The organism is Actinomadura darangshiensis, assembly GCF_004349235.1.
GTDB lineage: Bacteria > Actinomycetota > Actinomycetes > Streptosporangiales > Streptosporangiaceae > Spirillospora > Spirillospora darangshiensis.
On the sequence record NZ_SMKY01000179.1, the window covers coordinates 1 to 18,748 of the forward strand.

The 18,748-nt window shown below is 72.6% G+C and carries 15 protein-coding genes and 1 pseudogene; 4 read left to right on the top strand and 12 right to left on the bottom strand.

Going from position 1 to position 18,748, the window contains the following annotated elements; all coding sequences use genetic code 11:
- On the top strand, positions 1-1,986 hold a 1,986-nt coding region (locus tag E1293_RS47800; protein WP_207939179.1), incomplete at its 5' end, for a sialidase/neuraminidase family protein.
- A 309-nt stretch (positions 1,987-2,295) separates the two neighbouring features.
- Here the strand turns inward: E1293_RS47800 and E1293_RS30470 are convergent.
- The 4 genes from E1293_RS30470 to E1293_RS30485 form a co-directional block, all read right to left on the bottom strand.
- Positions 2,296-2,481: a hypothetical protein gene (locus E1293_RS30470; protein ID WP_132200939.1), complete on the bottom strand. Its 186-nt coding sequence runs from the start codon at positions 2,479-2,481 to the stop codon at positions 2,296-2,298.
- Positions 2,482-2,611: 130 nt separating this feature from the next.
- Complete coding sequence (locus E1293_RS30475) at positions 2,612-4,480, bottom strand: endonuclease/exonuclease/phosphatase family protein (protein WP_243716789.1); 1,869 nt, start codon at positions 4,478-4,480, stop codon at positions 2,612-2,614.
- 135 nt (positions 4,481-4,615) lie between these two features.
- Positions 4,616-5,704, bottom strand: a complete 1,089-nt coding sequence (locus tag E1293_RS30480; RefSeq protein ID WP_132200940.1) for an alcohol dehydrogenase catalytic domain-containing protein — start codon at positions 5,702-5,704, stop codon at positions 4,616-4,618.
- Positions 5,705-5,769: 65 nt separating this feature from the next.
- On the bottom strand, positions 5,770-5,961 hold the full coding sequence (locus E1293_RS30485) for a ferredoxin (RefSeq protein WP_132200941.1): 192 nt from the start codon (positions 5,959-5,961) through the stop codon (positions 5,770-5,772).
- Between the two features lie 164 nt (positions 5,962-6,125).
- Here E1293_RS30485 and E1293_RS30490 point away from each other — a divergent pair, with 164 nt between their 5' ends.
- Positions 6,126-6,872 carry a class I SAM-dependent methyltransferase gene (locus E1293_RS30490; RefSeq protein ID WP_243716790.1) on the top strand — a complete coding sequence of 249 codons (747 nt, stop codon included), beginning with the start codon at positions 6,126-6,128 and terminating at the stop codon, positions 6,870-6,872.
- Here E1293_RS30490 and E1293_RS30495 read toward each other — a convergent pair.
- The 5 genes from E1293_RS30495 to E1293_RS30515 are packed head-to-tail and all read right to left on the bottom strand — an operon-like array spanning position 6,825 to position 12,564.
- Positions 6,825-7,934, bottom strand: coding sequence for a glycoside hydrolase family 15 protein (locus E1293_RS30495; protein ID WP_132200942.1), 1,110 nt, complete (start codon positions 7,932-7,934; stop codon positions 6,825-6,827). The two genes, E1293_RS30490 and E1293_RS30495, sit on opposite strands and share 48 nt — an antisense overlap.
- Complete coding sequence (locus E1293_RS30500; protein ID WP_207939181.1) at positions 7,924-8,685, bottom strand: class I SAM-dependent methyltransferase; 762 nt, start codon at positions 8,683-8,685, stop codon at positions 7,924-7,926. Before E1293_RS30500 ends, E1293_RS30495 begins: the two co-directional genes overlap by 11 nt.
- Positions 8,686-8,728: 43 nt before the next feature.
- Positions 8,729-10,024, bottom strand: a complete 1,296-nt coding sequence (locus tag E1293_RS30505) for a glycosyltransferase family 4 protein (RefSeq protein ID WP_132200944.1) — start codon at positions 10,022-10,024, stop codon at positions 8,729-8,731.
- A 28-nt stretch (positions 10,025-10,052) separates the two neighbouring features.
- On the bottom strand, positions 10,053-11,288 hold the full coding sequence (locus E1293_RS30510; protein WP_132200945.1) for a cytochrome P450: 1,236 nt from the start codon (positions 11,286-11,288) through the stop codon (positions 10,053-10,055).
- Between the two features lie 4 nt (positions 11,289-11,292).
- Positions 11,293-12,564, bottom strand: coding sequence for a cytochrome P450 (locus tag E1293_RS30515; RefSeq protein WP_132200946.1), 1,272 nt, complete (start codon positions 12,562-12,564; stop codon positions 11,293-11,295).
- Positions 12,565-12,876: 312 nt separating this feature from the next.
- On the opposite strand from E1293_RS30515, the pseudogene E1293_RS30520 reads away from it, so the two are divergent.
- A pseudogene (locus E1293_RS30520) lies at positions 12,877-14,522 on the top strand (ABC-F family ATP-binding cassette domain-containing protein).
- On the opposite strand, the gene E1293_RS30525 reads toward E1293_RS30520, so the two are convergent.
- From E1293_RS30525 to E1293_RS30535, 3 genes are all read right to left on the bottom strand, one after another.
- Positions 14,519-15,511 (bottom strand): MBL fold metallo-hydrolase, encoded by a 993-nt coding sequence (locus E1293_RS30525; protein WP_132200947.1) that lies wholly within the window; start codon positions 15,509-15,511, stop codon positions 14,519-14,521. The pseudogene E1293_RS30520 and the gene E1293_RS30525 overlap by 4 nt on opposite strands.
- Positions 15,512-15,608: 97 nt before the next feature.
- Positions 15,609-16,766: a steroid 3-ketoacyl-CoA thiolase gene (locus E1293_RS30530; protein WP_132200948.1), complete on the bottom strand. Its 1,158-nt coding sequence runs from the start codon at positions 16,764-16,766 to the stop codon at positions 15,609-15,611.
- 111 nt (positions 16,767-16,877) lie between these two features.
- Positions 16,878-18,119: a cytochrome P450 gene (locus tag E1293_RS30535; protein ID WP_132200949.1), complete on the bottom strand. Its 1,242-nt coding sequence runs from the start codon at positions 18,117-18,119 to the stop codon at positions 16,878-16,880.
- A gap of 299 nt (positions 18,120-18,418) precedes the next feature.
- On the opposite strand from E1293_RS30535, the gene E1293_RS30540 reads away from it, so the two are divergent.
- The coding region (locus E1293_RS30540; RefSeq protein ID WP_207939180.1) for an SCO2583/SCO2584 N-terminal domain-containing protein at positions 18,419-18,748 on the top strand (330 nt) is incomplete at its 3' end.

An 18,748-nucleotide genomic window follows, 5' to 3' on the forward strand; every position in this document is an offset into this window, starting at 1 on the left:
GAGTCCGGACTCGCGGGGCCGGTCGCGGCGGGGGCGTTGTTCGCCGCCGATCCGGCCGCCACGACCGACGGGCTCGTCCAGGACCTCGCGACCGTGGCCTCGGCCGGCAAGACCGTCGTCGCCGCGGGTACCGAGGGCGACGGTGTCCCAGGACGGGAACGCGCGCGGTTCCTCGTGTCGGCCGACGCCGGGCGCGCCTGGTCGCTCGCCAAGCTGGGCACGGCGGACGGCTCCGTGCTGCCGCCGGGCGACACCCCGAACCTCGTCTCAGGCGGGGACGGCCGGTGGGTGGCGCTCGGACGGTCGTCCGGCGGCGCGGTGGTGGCGTGGACGAGTGAGGACGCGCAGACCTGGACCCGCCGCCCGCCCGCCACCGGCTTCACGACGTCCGACCAGGTGAGCGACCTGACCCGCACCGCCCAGGGCTTCGTCGCCGTGGGCACGTCCAGAGGCCGCGCGGTCGCCTGGAGTTCGGCGGACGGACGCGCCTGGCAGCGCATCGACGGCATCGCCGGGATCATCGCCCTCGACCGTGTGGCGGCATCCGGCGACGTCGTGATGGCCCACGGGACGTATGCCAGGAAGGTCGTGAAGAAGAAGGGCAAGAAGAAGGTCACCCGGACCGTGCGCGCCGACGGCCTCTGGCGGTCCGCGGACGGCGGCCGGACGTGGGCGCTCGTCACCGTCCCGCAGGCGCAGGGCTCGTACGGCCCCACGAAGGGACTGGCGGCCGGGCCGGGCGGGTTCGCGACCGTCCGCGAAGGCAGGCAGACGACCGGCCGGAAGAAGCACCGCAAGACCAAGAGCTCCGGGGTCCTGTTCACCTCGGCGGACGGCCAGAAGTGGCAGGTCGCGAGCCGGTTCGGCGGGTCGGGCATCGACCGTTTCGACGGGACGCCGTCCGGGCTCGCCGTCATCGTCCGGGGCGCGCGGGGTGCGCACACGATCCTGCGCAGCGGCGACGGCCGCACCTGGCAGCCGGGCGGTACGATCCCCGCGCCGGTGCGGAGCACGGGTCTGACGGTCGCCGATGGGCAGCTCGCCATCTCCGGGCAGCAGGAGAACGACGCCTACCTGTTCGGCGTGGACCTCCGCTCCGTCCCGGGCGCCGTGCATCCCGAACGTTCGATCAGGTCGCTGGCCGCGGGCCCGGGACTGTCCGTCGCGGTGGGCGGCACCAACGGCGGCGCCGCGATCTGGACGGCCCCCGACGGCCGCGCGTGGAAGCGGGCCGAGTTCCCCGGCACGGGCGGCTGGCTGTCCGACGTCGTCCACGGGAACCGCGGCTGGCTGGCGCTCGGCCGCGTCTCGGGCAGGTCCCCGGGGCCGCTGGCGATGAGCTCGCAGGACGGGCTCGCCTGGCAGCGGGCCGCGTTCCCCGCGGGTCCGCCGCCGGTGGCCGTCACCGCGGGCCCGTCCGGCTATGTCGCGGTGGGTACCGGTGCGGCCTGGCGCTCGGGTGACCTCCGCACCTGGCGGCGCACGAAACTCGACGGCGCCCCGGCCGACGTGACCGCGGCGGCCGGGAAGTACGTGGCGGTCGGCGGGCGGGGCAAGGCGCCCGCCGCCTGGACGTCCGCGGACGGCCTCAAGTGGGCGCCCGCCAAACTCCCGCCCGGTCTCACCGCCCCGCTCACCCAGGTCGCCGCCAAGGGCGGCACTCTGGTGGCGATCGCGGGCAACGCGACGGCGTTGGTCTCCGCCGACTCCGGCGCGACTTGGACGCGGCGCGACTTCGGCGCCGGCCTCACCGCGACCGCCGTCACCCCGACGCCTCAGGGCTTCGTGGTGGCGGCCGCGTCGAACGGGGACGCGGCGGTTCTCACGTCCCCTGACGGTGCCGGCTGGCGCCGCCTCGACGTCTCCGGCCTCACGGGGCCCGGCGACCAGAGCCTCACCGCACTGACCACCATGGGCGCCAATGTGCTGGCGACCGGAACCGACTCCGACGCCCCGATCCTCTGGCGCGCTCCGATACCGGAGTAGGCGCGATGCCCGAACTCGTCCAGCCCACGACGTCCGTCCACCGGTCCTTCGTCGCGGCCATGGACGAGTTCCAAGGCGAGGGGCGGCGGGTCAGCCGTTGCAGCCGCAGGAGCAGCCCTTCGGGCACGAGCATCCGCCGCCATGTCCGCAACTGCAGTCCTTTTTCGTCATGAACGGAAAGTAACCTCCCTGGCACTTTGCGGTCTATGGCCGTGGCGGCGACGTGCACCTGTCGTGGAGGGGAGGGGAGGACACGGGCCGTCCCGCGGCGGGGGACTTGGGACGGCCCGTGCCCGGCTCAGGGAAGGATCACCAGTCGATGTGGAAGTCCACGCCCAGCAGGACCAGGACCCAGAGGAAGATGGCCAGCAGGGCGCTGACGATGCGCTGGACCAGGCTTTCGGTGATGTAGCCGCGGTCCCAGGCGATGAACACGCCGATGATGATGTAGATGAGGCCGAGCAGGCTGATATGCGGTCTATATCGGGTCGCCATGGGGCGGTGTCTCCTCCCAGTGGGGGTGTGGCGAACGCTGCGTGCCCCACCCGGCGGGAGAAAAACCGCGGAGGTCTTCAGGGACCTGCCGTGACGATCTTTTTGGCACGGCCCGAAACCGGCACCGGGTTCATCGCCCCGACATGTCGATGCGGACGACGGTCGGGTCGTGCTCGCCGGCGCGGTCGGCGAACTCGGCGCCGCGGTGCACCACGTCGAACTGGTGCCTGCGCTTGTGCAGGGACGCGCTGAGCATGATGTGGTCGAGGTCCTCGGAGTTGCCGCCGGTCACCGCCGTGTACCGGTCGCCCGGGGGCAGCTCGGCGGGGAGGTCGGCCAGCTTCGCGCCCTTGGCGAGGGCGCGGACGGGCACCGACGTCCCGCGGGCGTTGAGGTCGCCCGCCACGATCACGCCGGCGTTCGCGTCCACCCTGCGGACCGAGTTCACGAAGGTCGCGACGACGCGGGCCTGCGCGTCGCGGCGCCAGGCGGTGGGGTGGGACGGCGGCTGGTGCCGTCCGAAGAGCGGCTCGTCGTCGGCGGTGGACGGGAACCACTCGTTCGCGATGACGATGAGCCGGCGGCCCTTCCAGGTCACCTCCCCGGCGAGCGGCTTGCCGGTGCCGGACCACGCGGCGTCGCCGGGCGCGATCCGGCCGGGGCTCAGCGTCAGCCCGGCCGTGCCGCCGCGCGGCACCGCCTTGACCGGGGTCGCGGTCGGGTCGGGCCGGTCGGGCGGTTCGTCCGGGACCGGGCCGGGCAGCGACGGATGGTCGACGAACGCGAGCCCGCGGTCGGTGCGGAACAGGAACCCGGAGCGGTCGTTGGTGCCCTTGCGGCCGCCGTCGTCGTTGTCGCGCGGCTCCACCGAGCGCCATTCGTAGGCGGGGCCGCCCGCCGCGCTGATCGCCGTGATGAGCTGCGCCACGGTCTGGTCGTCGGCGGTGGTGCCGTCGTCCTCCGGGCCGCTGTTGTCGCCGAGGCCGCCGACGGCGATGAGGTCGGGGGAGCGCAGGCCGGTCATGATCTCCTGCGCCGCGGCGTCGAACCGGGCGGGCGGCATGTCGGGGTTCAGCCCGTTCAGCCCGGCGGTGGCGACGGCGAGCTCACCGGGGCGCTGCGCGCGGGTCGTCTCGCGGCGGAGCTTCCCGGCGGTGCGGCGCGGGGTCGCGGTGAGCAGCAGCCTGAAGCCGCCGTAGGAGTAGTCGAGGACGCCGTCGTTGGCGCCGGGCAGCCGGTCGCCGACGTTCATGCCGGGCAGCGGGGCGAGCGTGTCGTCGAGGATGATCCGCTCGGGGTTGGCGTCGCCGCCGGGGACGAGGGTGTCCTCGCGGACGAGGATGCCGCCGCGCGACGTCCGCACCTGGGCGCCGGCGCCGCCCGCCGGCAGCACCGGCAGCTCGCCCTCATGGGACGGGCCGACCGCGACGGCGTCCTCGATCCGGACCCGCATGCCTTCGAGGGACTCGTAGAAGTCGATGGCGTCGCGGCGGGGATCGAACGCGCCGCCCTTCTCGACGTTCCCGTGCCCGAGGTCGACCACGCTGCCCGGGGGCCGGCGCCCGTGCGGGCCGACCACGGTCGGCGGCGGCAGCGGCGCCCCGTGCGCGGCGACCGCGGTCGCGGTGGCGTCGATCTCCGTCCGGGTCAGGCCGGCGGACGACGCGCCGCCGGGACGGAACTCGCCGACCTTGCCGTCCACCCGGACGGAGTCGCCGGTCCGGGCGTCCGGCCGGGTCCGGGTGAAGACGAAGATGCCCTCGGACGTCGCTTCGTTCTTGTCGGGGTGGGGGTCCTGCATCCAGAACCCGTTGACGGTCAGCGCCGTCACGATCCCGGGGACCTTGGCGACGGACGCGCCGTGCAGCCGGGAGATGTGCGCGGCGCCCTGGATGTCGCGGATGCGGGCGGGCCGGGGCGCCGCATGCGCCGGCGCGGCCGGGACGAGGGGCGCGGCGAGCACCGCCGCGGCCAGGAGCCTGCCCAGACCGTGCACCACCCGCGCTCCATGACGACTCGACGCCCGATGAACGACAAGGATGATACGCGGGCGAGGCGATGCGGCGTGCCGTCCCGGATGGGCGCGATTGCGGGACGGCACGCCGCAGCTTGGAAAGCCCTGTTCGAGGGGGGTCTAGTCGAACAGGACGACCTGGCGGATCACTTCGCCGTTGGTCAGGGCGCGGACGGCGCCGTTGAGGTCCTCGAAGCCGATCCGGCGGGTGATGAGGCTGTCGATGTCGAGCTTCCCGGCGCGCCACAGGTCGACGAAGAGCGGGATGTCGCGCTTGAGGTCGCAGCCGCCGTACAGGGACGCCTTGAGGCTCTTGCCGTCGAACAGCAGCGCGAACGCGCTCTGGCTCCAGTTGTCGTCGGCGGCGCCGGCGCCGACCACGATGACGTCGCCGCCGCGCCGGGTCGTGTCCCATGCCGTGCTGATCGCGGCGGACTTGCCGACGACCTCGAAGGTGTAGTCGAAGCCCGCGCCGCCGGTGAGCAGGCCCTTGGTCTGCTCCAGGTCGTCGAGGGTGGCGGTGTGGGTCGCGCCGAACTGCTTGGCGATGGGGTGCTTGGCCTCGTTCGGGTCGATCGCGAGGATGGTGGACGCGCCGGCGATCTTGGCGCCCTGGATGACCGACAGCCCGACGCCGCCCGCGCCGACCACCGCGACCGTCGAGCCCGGCGTCACCTTCGCGGTGTTGATGACGGCGCCGACGCCGGTGGGGATGCCGCAGCCGAGCAGCGCCGCGTACTCGAACGGGATGTCCTCGGCCACCTTGATCACGCCGCGCCGGGGCAGGACGATCTCCTCCGCCCAGGTGCCGGTGCCCGCCATGCCGAACGCGGGGCTGCCGTCGCCGAGCCGGAACGCGGGCTCGCTGAACGACTGGGCGAGGAAGGTCATGCACAGGTACGGCTCGCCGCGCAGGCACTCCGCGCACTCGCCGCAGTCGGGCGTCCAGTTCACGACGACGTGGTCGCCGGGCTGGACGCCGGTCACCCGGTCGCCGACCTCCGCCACGACCCCGGCGCCCTCGTGCCCGATGACCGTGGGCGTCGCCGCCGGCAGCACCCCGGTCATCGTGGACAGGTCGGAGTGGCAGACCCCGGTCGCCTTGATCTTGACCTTCACCTGGTCGGGGCCGGGATCGATCGTCGAGACGTCGTCGCGCAGGTCGAGTTCCTTGTCGCCGACCGCATGCAGTACCGCGGCGCGTGCCATGGCTGCCTCCACTGTAAAAGGGGGTGGGTGAGGGATGGGCCTTCGGCGGGGCGGAGCCTGTGGTGCTACTCGTCCAGCGTCAGCGCGGCCTTCGGGCATGACCGCACCGCGTGCCGGACGCGGTCCTGCTCCGCGGGCGGGACGTCCGGCTGGACGATCTGAAGCTCGTCGTCGTCGTTCAGGTCGAAGACCTCGGGAGCGAGCCCGACGCACACGGCGTTCGCCTCGCACACCAGCGGGTCGACTCGTACTCTCATCGTCTGCTCCGTTCGGGGACTCACCCGTCAACCTACCGAATAACGTTCGGAAGCGGGTGCTCACCTCGAAAGTAGAACACGTTCCAGTCTGGTCGGGCAAGGTGGGGGAGACCCGAGTCTCATCGGGACGATGTCGCATAATGTGCCCCGGACAGAGGAGACCGATGACCCACACGAAGGCGTCCGCCGACCCGGGGACGACCACCCGCTCCGCCCAGGCGATGCCCGCGGATCTGCTGCGCGCCGCACGCGCCGCCAAGGGCTTCATGCCGGACGCCGAGGGCCGGGCGCTGTACGAGGCGGGCCTCGCCTACGGGGGCCGCCTCGCCGGGACCGGCCCGATGCTGGAGGTCGGCACCTACTGCGGCAAGTCCGCCGTCTACCTGGGGGCCGCCGCGCGCACGGCGGGGACGGTCCTGGTCACCGTCGACCACCACCACGGCTCGGAGGAGAACCAGGCGGGCTGGGAGCACCACGACCCGTCCCTGGTCGACCCGAGCACCGGCCGGATGGACACGCTGCCCGTGTTCCGCAAGACGATCGGCGCCGCCGGCCTGGAGGACGAGGTCGTCGCCGTCGTCGGGCATTCCCGCACCGTGTCGGCGTTCTGGCGGACGCCGCTGGCGCTGCTGTTCATCGACGGCGGCCACGCCGAGGAGCACGCGCAGGGCGACTACGAGGGCTGGGCGCCGCATGTCGCGCCCGGCGGCGCCCTGGTCATCCACGACGTCTTCCCCGACCCGGCGGACGGCGGCCAGCCCCCGTACCACGTCTACCTGCGCGCCCTGAAGAGCGGCGCCTTCGAGGAGCGAAGGGCGGAAGGCTCCCTACGCGTCCTGGAACGCCTCCCCGGCACCGACCCCCTAACGGGTGGCGGCTACCAGGGCGCAGCCGCAGGCGAGCGGGTCTGATGCCTCCGCGGGCCCGAGGGGACGCCCCGCGATCTCCTTGAAGAGGCGGGAGCCTTGGGTCGCGTCCGCCAGCGCGTCCGCCGCCAGGATCACCGCGGCGGCCGTGTAGGTGGACCGGTCTCCCGGGAAGTGCCGCTCGTTCTCGAACTGCCAGCCCGTCCAGTACGAGCCGTCCTCGTGCCGGAGGTGCTGGATGGTGGTGAACAGCTCCAGCGCCCGGTCGCGGTCGCCCGCGGCGTCCAGCGCCAGCACCAGCTCGCAGCTCTCCGCCGCCGTCACCCACGGCTGGTCCGACACGCAGCGGCAGCCGAGGCCCGGCACGACGAAGGCGTCCCACTGCTCGTCGAACCGGCGCGCCGCCGCCGCGCCGCGGACCGGGCCGCCGAGCACCGGGTAGTACCAGTCCATCGACCAGCGGCTCTTGTCGGCGAACGCCTCCGGATGCGCGGCCACCACGTGCCCGAGCTGGTCGGCGGCGAGCTCCCAGCCCGGCTGGTGCTCGCCGAGGTGCTCGGCCAGCGCGACCGCGCAGCGCAGCGACTGGTAGATCGACGAGCAGCCGGTCAGCAGCGCGTGGTCGGACGGCTCGCCGTCCTCGTGCCGGATCCAGATGATCTCCCCGCGCCGGGTCTGCAGCCCGAGGGTGAAGTCGATCGCCTGCCGGACCGCCGGCCACATGCGCCGCGCGAAGTCCTCGTCGCCGGTCGCCAGCAGCTCGTGCCAGACGCCGACCGCGACGTAGGCGGCGTGGTTGGACTCGCCGCCCGGCTCGGTGACCTCGCCCAGCACCCACTTCGCGGGCCACGACCCGTCCGGCCGCTGGACGTCCCGCAGCCACTCGTACGCGCGCCTGGCCTCGTCGCCGAGTCCCGCGACCGACAGCGCCATCGCCGCCTCGATGTGGTTCCAGGCGTCCACGTGGCCGGGGACGCCGTGGGTCGGCGAGAACCAGGGGATCGCGCCGGACGCCTCCTGCTGCGCCGCGATGCTGCGCGCCGTGGCGACGACGTCGTCCGGCGTGAGGACTCCGGGAACCGAGGGTGGCGCGGTCTCAGACCGCATCCGCCGTCTCCTTGGCCGGTGCCGCCGGCGTGCCCGGCGCCGCGGGCTTGGCGAAGTAGACGACGACGCTCTTGCCGATCACCGGGTTCATCACCCGCTCGGCCAGCCGGGTCGCGAGCGGCCGCTTCATGATGTCCCACACGAGGACCTGGTGGTAGGCCTTGGCGAGCGGGTTGGCGTCGTTGTCCACCCCCACCGCGCACTTGATCCACCAGTACGGGGCGTGCAGGCCGTGCGCGTGGTGGTGGCCGCCGACCCGGAAGCCGATCGACTTCAGCTTCGCCTCCAGCTCGGCGCGCGTGTAGATCCGCACGTGCCCGCCGGGGGCGGTGTGGTAGTCCTCCGACAGCGCCCAGCACACCCGCTCGGGCAGCCAGCTCGGCACCGTCACCGCGAGCCTGCCGCCCGGCTTGAGGACGCGCAGCAGCTCGCGCATCGCCCGCATGTCGTCGGGGATGTGCTCCAGCACCTCGGACGCGACGATCGCGTCGAAGTGGTCGTCGGGGAACGGCAGGTCGAGCGCGTCACCCTGCACGGTCTCGGCGGTCGCCTCTTGCGGCACGTCGTCTTCGAGGCGCATCGCCGCGAACATCTTCTCCACGCCGGACAGCTCACCGGCGTCCTGGTCGAAGGCGACGACGTGCGCACCCCGCCGGTACAGCTCGAAGGCGTGCCGTCCGGCGCCGCATCCCATGTCGAGGACGCGGTCTCCCGGGGTGATGCGGAACCGCTGGAAATCCACGGTCAGCAGGGTCGTGCTCCTTCCGTGCGGAGGCCGTCCGGCGGACGGTCCCTCACTTGCCGCCGGCGGCGAGCCGCCGGTACTTCTGCTGGGCGATCGCCGCCCGGTAGTGCTCGACGGTGGCCTGCGCCACGGCCGGCCAGGCGAACCGCTCCTGGACGCGCGCGAGCCCCGCGGCGCCCGCCCTTGCCCGCTCCTCGGGGGAGTCGTGCAGGCGGTGCAGGGTCGCGGCCAGTTCTTCGACGTCTCCCGGCTGGACGAGGACGCCGGCGTCGCCGACGACCTCGGGCAGCGCGCCGGCGCGGCTCGCGACCAGCGGCGTCCCGGACGCCATGTGCTCCACCGCGGGCAGCGAGAAGCCCTCGTAGCGGGACGGGACGACGGCGGTCTCCGCGGACGCCATCAGCTCGCCCAGCGCGTCGTCGCTGATCCCGCTGACGAACCGGACGCGGTCGCCGAGCGCGAGTTCGCGGACGAGCTTCTCGGTCGGGCCGTCCTTCTGCGGCTTGCTGACGACGACCACGTGGACGTCGCGCTCGGTGGCGAGCTTGGCGACCGCGCGCAGCAGCACGTCCACGCCCTTGATCGGCGCGTCGGCGCTGGCCATCGCGACGATCCGGCCGGGGACGCGCTCGCCGCGCGGGTGGAAGATGCGGGTGTCGACGCCGAGCGGCAGGATCTCGATGTCGCGCGGGTCGACCTTGAAGTCCTTGACGATGTCGACCTTGGACGACTCCGACACCGTCAGCACCGGGCCGATCCGCCGCGAGACCTGCGACTGCATCCCGACGAACCCGTACCAGCGGCGCTTGCCGAGCTTCTGCTTGACGCCGCGCGCCGCCTCGATGTCGATCCGGCGGTCGACGCTGATCGGGTGGTGGATGCTCGTCACCAGCGGCAGGCCGAGCCGGGAGATGCCGAGGTTGCCGAGGCCGAGGACCTGGTTGTCGTGGACGACGTCGAAGTCGCGGCGGCGCCCGCGCAGCAGCCGCAGCGCGCGCAGGCTGAACGTCAGCGGCTCGGGGAAGCCGCCCGTCTTCATGTGCGCGAACTCCAGGACGTCCACCCAGTCGCGGAACTCGCCGAGGGCCGGGGTGCGGAAGGGGTCGTCGTCCCCGTACAGGTCCAGGCTCGGGAGCTTGGTGAGGATGATCTCCTCGCGGTCCAGCTCCGGGTAGGGCTGGCCGGAGACCACCTCGACCGTGTGCCCGAGGTCGGCCAGCTCGCGGCTCAGATGCCGGAGGTAGACGCCCTGCCCGCCGCAGTGCGGCTTGCTCCGGTACGAGAGCAGGGCCACCCGCAGCGGATCCGATGCCGGCGCGCCGCCCGCCTCGCCCGCCTCACCCACGCCAGTCCCTGCCCACGCACCACTCCCGTCAGTCAAGGGACGCCGGACGCACGCGCACCGGCATCTCTTTTATGCCGTTGATGAAACTAGACCTTAGCCTGCGAACGTTACCGCTGAGTTCAATATTGGGCATGGTGTCCAAAAGTGTTTCGAAAAGCACACTCAGCTCGAGTCGGGCGAGATGGGACCCCAGGCAGAAGTGCGGCCCGCCGCCGCCGAAGCCGATGTGCGGGTTCGGGTCGCGGCCCGCGTCGAAGGAGTACGGGTCGGCGAACACGGCCTCGTCCCGGTTCGCCGAGCTGTAGAACACGACGACCTTGTCACCCTCCGCGATCTTCGTGCCGCGGATCTCGGTGTCCCGGACGGCCGTCCGCCGGAACATGTTCACCGGCGTGACCCAGCGGACGATCTCGTCCGCCGCCGTCCGGACCAGCGACCGGTCGGCCCGCAGCCGCGCCCACTGCTCCGGGTGCTCCAGCAGCGCGAGCATGCCGCCGCTCGCCGCGTTGCGGGTCGTCTCGTTCCCGGCGACCGACAGCAGCATCACGAACAGCTCGAACTCGTCGCCGCTGAGGACCTCGCCGTCGGCGTCCGGCTGCAGCAGCCTGGTGACGATGTCCTCGCGCGGGTTCGCCCGCCGGTCGGCGGCCAGCCCGTTGGCGTAGGTGTACAGCTCCGCCGCCGCCTGCTGGCCCTCCTCCCGGGACCGCTGGAACTCCGGGTCGTCCCCGCCGATCAGCGTGTTCGACCAGGTGAAGATCTTCTCGCGGTCCTCCGGCGGCGCGCCGAGCAGCTCGCAGATCACGTACAGCGGCAGCGGCGCCGCGAGGTCGCGGACGAAGTCGGCCTCGTCCCCGCGCTCGGCCGTCTCGTCGACGAGCTTGCGGCAGATGTCGCGGATGTGCTCGGCGAGCGCGCCGATCGCGCGCGGGGTGAAGCCCCGGTTGACGATGCTGCGCTTGCGCGAGTGCTCGGGCGGGTCCTGGTTGAGCATCATCATCCGCTGCAGGACGAGCTGCTCCTCCGGCGTCTCGTCGAACAGCGCGAGCCGCTGCCAGGACGAGAACACCTCCGGATGCCGGGACACGTGGACGACGTCCTCGTGCCGGGTGAGCGCCCAGAACGGCGGGTACTCGCGCTCCGGGTCGCCGTGGTGCCGGTGCACCGGCTCGTGCTCGCGCAGCCAGGCCAGCTGCTCGTGCGGGATGCCGCCGCGCTCGTACGCGCCGGGGTCGACCAGGTCGATGTCGGGGGTGGTGGTCATGGCGTCAACCTCCCAAGGGCGCCGATGGCGTGAAGCTCACCGGGATCTCCTTGTACCCATTGACGAAGTTCGACCGCAGCCGGCGCGGCTCTCCCGCGAGCCGGATGTCGGGCATGCGCTCCAGGATCGTCTCGAAGATGATGCGCAGGTTCATCCGGGCGAGGTGGGTGCCGAGGCAGTAGTGCGGGCCGCCGCCGCCGAAGCCGATGTGCGGGTTGGGGTCGCGGCCCACGTCGAAGGCGAACGGGTTGTCGAACACGCGCTCGTCGCGGTTCGCGGACCCGTAGAACAGCACGACCTTGTCGCCCGCCTTGATCTGCTTGCCGCCCAGCTCGGTGTCGACGAGGGCGGTCCGGCGGAACTGGTTGATCGGGCTGACCCAGCGGACGATCTCCTCGACCGCCGTCGGCACCAGGGCGCGGTCCGCCCGCAGCCGGGCCCACTGGTCGGGACGCTCGAAGAAGGCGAGCATGCCGCCGGCGGTCGCCGTCCGCGTCGTCTCGTTCCCGGCGATCGACAGCATGATCACGAAGAGCTGGAACTCCTCCAGGGTGATCGTGCTGCCGTCGGCGTCCGGGGTGAGCAGCTTGGTGACGATGTCGTCGCGCGGCGTGGACGCGCGCGCCGCGGCGAGCTGCCCGCCCCACTCGGCGAACTCGGCGGCGCACAACGTCGACTCCTCGCGGCCCCCGATGAACTCGGGGTCGTTGAACGCGACGAGCTTGTTCGACCAGTGGAAGATCCGCTCCCGGTCCTCCAGCGGGGCGCCGAGCAGCTCGCAGATCGTGTACAGCGGCAGCGGCGCCGCGAACCGCTCCACGAAGTCGCACTCGCCGAGCGGCGCGGCCTCGTCGATCAGCTCGTTGCAGATCCGCCGGATGTGCTCCTCCAGCCGGCCGATCATGCGCGGCGTGAAGCCCTTGTTCACCAGGGAGCGCAGCTTGGTGTGGTCCGGCGGGTCCCGGAACAGCATCATCTGCCCGTACATGTCGATGTCGTCGCTGGAGAACTCCTCGAACATCGCCGTCCGCGCGTGCGAGGAGTACGGGTCGGCGCGCCGCGACACCGACACCACGTCCTCGTGCCGCGTGACGGCCCAGAACCCCGGGACCCCGTCGTTCGGGTCCTGGTGCCAGTGGACCGGGTCGTTGTCGCGCAGCCACTGGAACTGCCGGTGCGGGACGCCGCCGCGCTCGTACACGCCGGGATCGATGATGTCGATCTCGGGAGCTCGGAAGGACCGGGCGGGCTGGGCGATGGACGTCGCAAGTGCCATGGAAGACCCTTCGTGCCGGGACGGAGCCAGTCCCTCAACTGAGCGCTTGCTTCGGGACAGATCTAGAACACGTTCTAACATGAGACTGGAGTCTCATCAAGGCCCAGTCCCCGCCCGTCCCACGGGTTGGTACGGTGAATCCATGCTCCAGCAGCTCCTCTACCACTGACAGGACTCCGGACGGCCCGCCCCTCGCGCCTGAGCGAGCCGCGGGCGGTCTGACGTTGTCATCGGGCCCGCTTCCCAGGGCCTGTCAGTCGAAGGCACTCTTTTCCCTCTCCCGGGACAGGTGTGCCTCCGTCCGGAGGAAGCATGAACATCTCCATCACCCTGCCTGCGCGCGCCCAGGCACAGCTCGTCGCCGAGGGCATCGGCGTCGTCCGGGGCGGCCGGACCGTCCTCCACGACGTGCACATGTCGGTCTCACCGCAGGACAGGTGGGGCATCGTCGGAGAGAACGGGCGCGGGAAGACGACCCTCCTGCATGTGCTGAACGGCGCCCTGGTCCCCGATGAGGGCGCGGTCCAGCGCGTCGGCACGCTCGGGACCGCCGAGCAGGCCATGGCCGCTCACGGCGATGCCACGGTCGGCGACGCGATCGACCTCGAACTCGCGGACGCCCGCGCCGCGCTGAAAGCGCTCGACGAGGCCACCCGCGCCATGGCCGAAGGACGTCCCAGCGCGGACGACGCCTACACGTCCGCGCTGGACGCGGCGGAGGCGCTCGACGCCTGGGACGCCGACCGCCGCGTCGACCTCGCCCTGGAGAACCTCGGCGCGGTCACAGACCGGGGAAGGCCGCTGTCCGAACTGTCCGTCGGCCAGCGCTACCGGGTGCGGCTCGCCTGTCTGCTCGGCGCCGAGCACGACTTCCTGCTCCTGGACGAGCCCACCAACCACCTCGACGCCGCCGGTCTCGCCTTCCTGACCGCGCGGCTGTGCGCCCACCCGGGCGGGGTCGTGGTCGTCAGCCATGACCGCGTGCTGCTGTCGGACGTGGCGACGACGATCCTCGACCTCGACCCGAGCCGGGACGGCCGCCCGGCCGTGCACGGGGACGGGTTCGCCGGCTACCGGGATGGCCGCGAGGCGGAACTGCTCCGCTGGGAGGAGGAGTACGAGCGCCAGCGGGCCGAGCACGCCCGCCTCACCCGCGACCTGTCCGAGGCGCGCAACCGCCTGGTCGGCGGGTGGCGGCCGGACAAGGGGACGGGCAAGCACCAGCGCGCCACCCGCGCGCCGGCGCTCGTCCGGGCCGTCCACCGGCGCCGCGACGATCTGGAGCGGCACGCGGTGACCGCACCCGAGCCGCCCCGGCGGTTCGGCATGCCGGATCTGCCGTCCCGTCCGGGCACGGCACTGCTGACGGCCGACGATGTGCGCGTGGCGTCCCGGCTGCCGCGCGATGTGTCGCTCTCCCTGCCATCGGGTTCGCGGCTCGTCGTCACCGGCCCCAACGGCTCGGGCAAGTCGACTCTCCTGGCCGCGCTCGCCGGGCGGCTGCCACCTGGGGAACGGTCCGGCGGGCCCCGGGCACGCGCGTGCAACTGCTCGCCCAGGAGTCGCCGCACCCGGACGGCCGGCGCGCCCACGAGGTGTTCGCCGCCCACGTCGGACGCCTGATCACCACGGGGGCGCTCGCCGAGGACGAGGCGGTCTCCCTGCCCGCCCTCGGCCTGCTCTCGTCCGCGGACGCGGGCAGGCCCGTGCGCGAGCTGTCGATGGGGCAGCAGCGCAGGCTCGACCTGGCGATGGTCCTGGCGGCGCGCCCGCACGTCCTCCTGCTGGACGAGCCGACGAACCACCTGTCGATCGCCCTGGTGGACGAGCTGACCGCGGCCCTCCGGACCACGGAGGCCGCGGTGGTCCTGGCGACCCACGACCGCCAGCTCTTGCGGGACAGCACGGACTGGCCCAGCCTCGCCGTCGGCGAGGTCGGGGTCGGTGCGGGCGGCTAGCGCAGGACGTAGCGCAAGGGGTCGTCCGCGCCATCGCGGCGGGCGACCCCCCGCGTTTCGAGGGTGCGGATGTGGGCGGCGGCTTCGGCGGCGGCCATGCGGCGGGCCTGCTGGGCCATGTCCGCCCACGGGTGGCGCCAGTGGAGGCCCGCCGTGAGGTCCCACAGCGTGACGGGGCTGGACGACAGCAGCCCCGTCACCTCGGCGAGCCGCTCCTCGTGGTGCTCGATGATCTCGCGGGCGCGCGGGGACAGGCCGTGGAAGCGGTACTGGTGGGCGGGCAGGACCTCGTCCACCGTCATGGCGGACACCTTGTCGAGCGAGCCGAGGAAGTCGCTCAGCGGGTCCACGTCCGGGGTGTCGTAGGGGTAGAGGCCGATGTGCGGGGTGATGCGCGGCAGGACGTGGTCGCCGGTGAAGATCCGGTCGCCGTCCTCCAGGTGCAGGCAGATGTGGCCGGGGGAGTGGCCGGGCGTCCAGATGGCGCGGAGCCGGCGGCCGGGCAGGTCGACGAGGTCGCCGTCGGACAGCTCCCGGTCCGGGATCGCGGGCGGCGAGACCCGGTTCTGCTGGCTGGGCCCGGCCAGGTCGGACTCGGCCGCGCCGGCGCGGCGCAGCGCGGTCAGCTCGAACGCGCGGCGACCGCCCTGGCCGACCTGGTGGAAGAGCCGGACGATGTCGGCGTCCGCGTGGTGCATCGCGATCCAGGCGCCGGACTCCTCGCGCACGCGTCCGGCGAGGCCCGAATGGTCGGGGTGGAAGTGGGTGACGACCACGCCGTGGACGTCGGCCACGTTGATCCCGAACGTGCCGAGCCCGTCGCGGAGGGCCGCCCAGGCGTCCTCGTGCTGCCAGCCCGCGTCGATCAGGACGGGCCCCCGCGGGCTCTCCACCGCGTACACGAGCGTGTACGCGAGGGGGTTGTCCGGGATGGGCACGGGAACGCTCCACAGCCCGCCGCCGAGGTCCTCTGGTTCCGGCTGCTGCACCGAGACCGCCTTTCGCGCCTGTCATGGCCGGAGGCCCCGGCCGTGGTGACCGGGGCCCTTTCCGTCCAGGATGCCTGTTCAGCTCTGGTGAGCGGGGTCAGATCCGTTCGAGGATGGTGGCGGTGGAGAGGGCGCCTCCCGCGCACATCGTGATGAGGGCCGTCCCGGCGTCGCGGCGCTCCAGCTCGTGCAGCGCGGTCGTGACCAGCCGCGCGCCGGTCGCGCCGACGGGGTGGCCGATGGCGATGGCGCCGCCGTTGACGTTGACCTTGTCCATGTCCGGCTTGTGGACCGACGCCCAGGACAGCACGATCGACGCGAACGCCTCGTTGATCTCGGTGATGTCGATGTCGTTCATCGTCATGCCGGACCGCCGCAGGACGCGCTCGGTCGCCTGGACCGGGCCGTCCAGGTGGTAGTACGGCTCGCCGCCGACGAGCGCCTGCGTCCTGATCCGGGCGCGCGGCCGCAGCCCGAGCGCCCGGGCCTTCTCCTCCGACATCAGCAGGACGGCGGCGGCGCCGTCGGAGATCTGGGACGAGGTGCCCGCCGTGTGCAGCGCGTCCGGCATGACCGGCTTCAGGCCGGCCAGGCCGTCCGCGGTGGTCTCGCGGAGGCCCTGGTCGCGGGTGACCTCGCGGGTCTCGCCGGTGACGTTGCCCTCGGCGTCCAGGACGGGCGCGGTGATGGGCGCGACCTCGCGGTCGAAGCGGCCGTCCGCCCACGCCTTGGCGGCGAGCTGCTGCGAGCGGGCGCCGAACGCGTCCAGGTCGGCGCGGGTGATGCCGCGGCGGGCGGCGATCCGCTCGGCGGCCTCGAACTGGTTCGGCATGTCGATCGACCAGTCGTCCGGCCGCGGGTTGGCGGGCATGACGTTGCTGCCGAGCGGGGCGCGGCTCATCACCTCGACGCCGCAGCCGATCGCGACGTCCACGACGCCGGCGGCGATCTGGGACGCGGCGAGGTGGACGCCCTGCTGCGACGACCCGCACTGCGCGTCGATGGTCGTGACGCCGGTCTGCCAGGGCAGGCCGGCGTACAGCCACGCGTAGCGGCCGATGTGGCCGCCCTGCTCGCCCGCCTGCGTCACGCAGCCGGCGAAGACCTGTTCCACCTCGGCGGCGTCGATGCCGGAGCGTCCGACGGCGGCGGTCAGGGCGTGCGCGAGGACGGCCATCGGCTTCAGGCCCGCCATCCAGCCGTTGCGCTTCCCGAGCGGCGTGCGCACCGCCTCGACGATCACCGGGGTACCCATGCGGTCTCCTTCTAGAACACGATTCGCCTTTGACTGTAACGTGTTCTAACTTTTCCGGGGAAGACCGGTCCCGGTGAGAGGGATCAGGCCCGCGGCGCCGGCGGGGCGCGGTCAGTACCGGACGCGCAGCTCCTTGATCCCGTTCAGCCAGGCGGAGCGCAGCCGGCGCGGCTCGGCGACGCGGGTGATGTCCGGCATCTGGTCGGCGATCGCGTCGAAGATCAGCCCGATCTCCAGCCGGGCCAGGTTCGCGCCGATGCAGTAGTGCGCGCCGGTGCCGCCGAACCCCAGGTGCGGGTTCGGGGACCGGGTGATGTCGAACGTGCCGGGCGCCTCGAAGACGTCCGCGTCGAAGTTCGCGGAGCTGTAGTACATGGCGAGCCGGTCGCCGGCCTTGATCTCGACGCCGCCCAGCTCGGTGTCCTCGACGGCCGTCCGCTGGAACGCGGTCACCGGGGTGGACCACCGGACGATCTCGTCCGCCGTCGTCTCGGGACGCTCGGCCTTGAACAGCTCCCACTGGGCCGGGTTGTCCATGAACGCCAGCATGCCGTGGGTGATGGCGTTGCGGGTCGTCTCGTTCCCGGCGACGGCCAGCAGGATCATGAAGTACCCGAACTCGTCGTCGGTGAGGCCGCGCCCGTCCACGTCCGCGTGGACGAGCTTGGAGACGATGTCGTGCGCGGGGCAGCCGCGGCGCTGCTCGGCCAGGCCCATCGAGTAGCCGATGATCTCGGCGGCGGCGCCGGCCGGGTCCGCGTCGTACTCGGGGTCGTCGTAGCCGAGCATCGCGTTGGACCAGTCGAACAGCCGCCCCCGGTCCTCCTGCGGGACGCCCATCAGCTCGGCGATCGCCTGCAGCGGCAGCTCGGCCGCGACCTCGCCGACGAAGTCGCCCTCGCCGCCGCGCCGCCGGGCCGCGGCGACGATGCGCTCGGCCCGCTCGCGCAGCGCGTCGTGCAGCCCCTTGATCACGCGGGGCGTGAAGCCGCGGGAGACGATCTGGCGCAGCTTGGCGTGCTGCGGCGGGTCCAGGTGCAGCAGCAGGTTCTCGCGCTGGACGTCCAGCTCCTCGGGGCTGAACGTGTCGTTGAACCGGATCACCGAGCCGTTGGCGTTGGCGGAGAACAGCTCGTGGTCGCGGGAGATCTCCTTGATGTGGGCGTGCCTGCTGATCACCCAGAAGCCGTCGTCGGCGAAGCCCGTCCGGCCGCGCGGCTGCGCGTTCCACCAGGGCGCGCCGGTCCGGCGCAGCAGCGCGAACTCGGCGAGCGGGACGCGCTCGGCCATCAGATCCGGGCTGGCGAAGTCGAACCCGGCCGGGACGGCGGTCTCCGAAGTGGTCGCGGTCATGCGCGTTTCCTCCCGATTTGGCGGTGCCTGAGGCTCACCGTAGAACCCGTTCCATCGGAAGTTCAAGAGCAAATGAGACTCCAGTCTGATCCTGAGTCTCATTGGTGTGCCGACAGGATGATCACGAGGTCAGGAGTGCCATCTCACGAGAACCCGATCGATCTCAACGGCGAGGGCGGTGAGGTTCGTCACCCGTGCCGGGAGTTTTCATAGAACGTGTTCTAGAAATCGTCGGCGGGTGGGTCGCCGAGAAGTCCACTAACCTGGGCTGACGACGATCCCCCGCGCCGGAGAGCAGCATGGCCGCAGATTTCGACGAACCGGTGTTCGATGAGCAGTTCGTCAAGAGCGCCGTCTTCACCGAGCCGTCCGCGCAGGAGCGCGCCCGCCCGCCGGGCCGGCGGGAACGGCGCCGGTCCCGCCGCGCCGCCCGCGGTGCCGCGCGCGGGACGGGCGGCGGCCGTCCGAGGTTCGGCCGCCGGCGCGGCGAGCCGAGCCACCGGATGGCGGTGTTCCAGGTGGTCGGCGGCGTGCTGGTGCTGTTCGCGATCTCCTTCGCGCTCTGGTGGTGGAACTCCGCGCCCCGCGACGCGGAGCCGGCCCGCCCGGTCGGCCCGACGATCACCCAC

Coding starts and splice junctions, on each gene's coding strand:
- E1293_RS30470 (WP_132200939.1), bottom strand. CDS start 2,481: ATGGCGACCCGATATAGACCGCATATCAGCCTGCTCGGCCTCATCTAC.
- E1293_RS30480 (WP_132200940.1), bottom strand. CDS start 5,704: ATGGCACGCGCCGCGGTACTGCATGCGGTCGGCGACAAGGAACTCGAC.
- E1293_RS30485 (WP_132200941.1), bottom strand. CDS start 5,961: ATGAGAGTACGAGTCGACCCGCTGGTGTGCGAGGCGAACGCCGTGTGC.
- E1293_RS30490 (WP_243716790.1), top strand. CDS start 6,126: ATGACCCACACGAAGGCGTCCGCCGACCCGGGGACGACCACCCGCTCC.
- E1293_RS30495 (WP_132200942.1), bottom strand. CDS start 7,934: ATGCGGTCTGAGACCGCGCCACCCTCGGTTCCCGGAGTCCTCACGCCG.
- E1293_RS30510 (WP_132200945.1), bottom strand. CDS start 11,288: ATGACCACCACCCCCGACATCGACCTGGTCGACCCCGGCGCGTACGAG.
- E1293_RS30515 (WP_132200946.1), bottom strand. CDS start 12,564: ATGGCACTTGCGACGTCCATCGCCCAGCCCGCCCGGTCCTTCCGAGCT.
- E1293_RS30530 (WP_132200948.1), bottom strand. CDS start 16,766: ATGGGTACCCCGGTGATCGTCGAGGCGGTGCGCACGCCGCTCGGGAAG.
- E1293_RS30535 (WP_132200949.1), bottom strand. CDS start 18,119: ATGACCGCGACCACTTCGGAGACCGCCGTCCCGGCCGGGTTCGACTTC.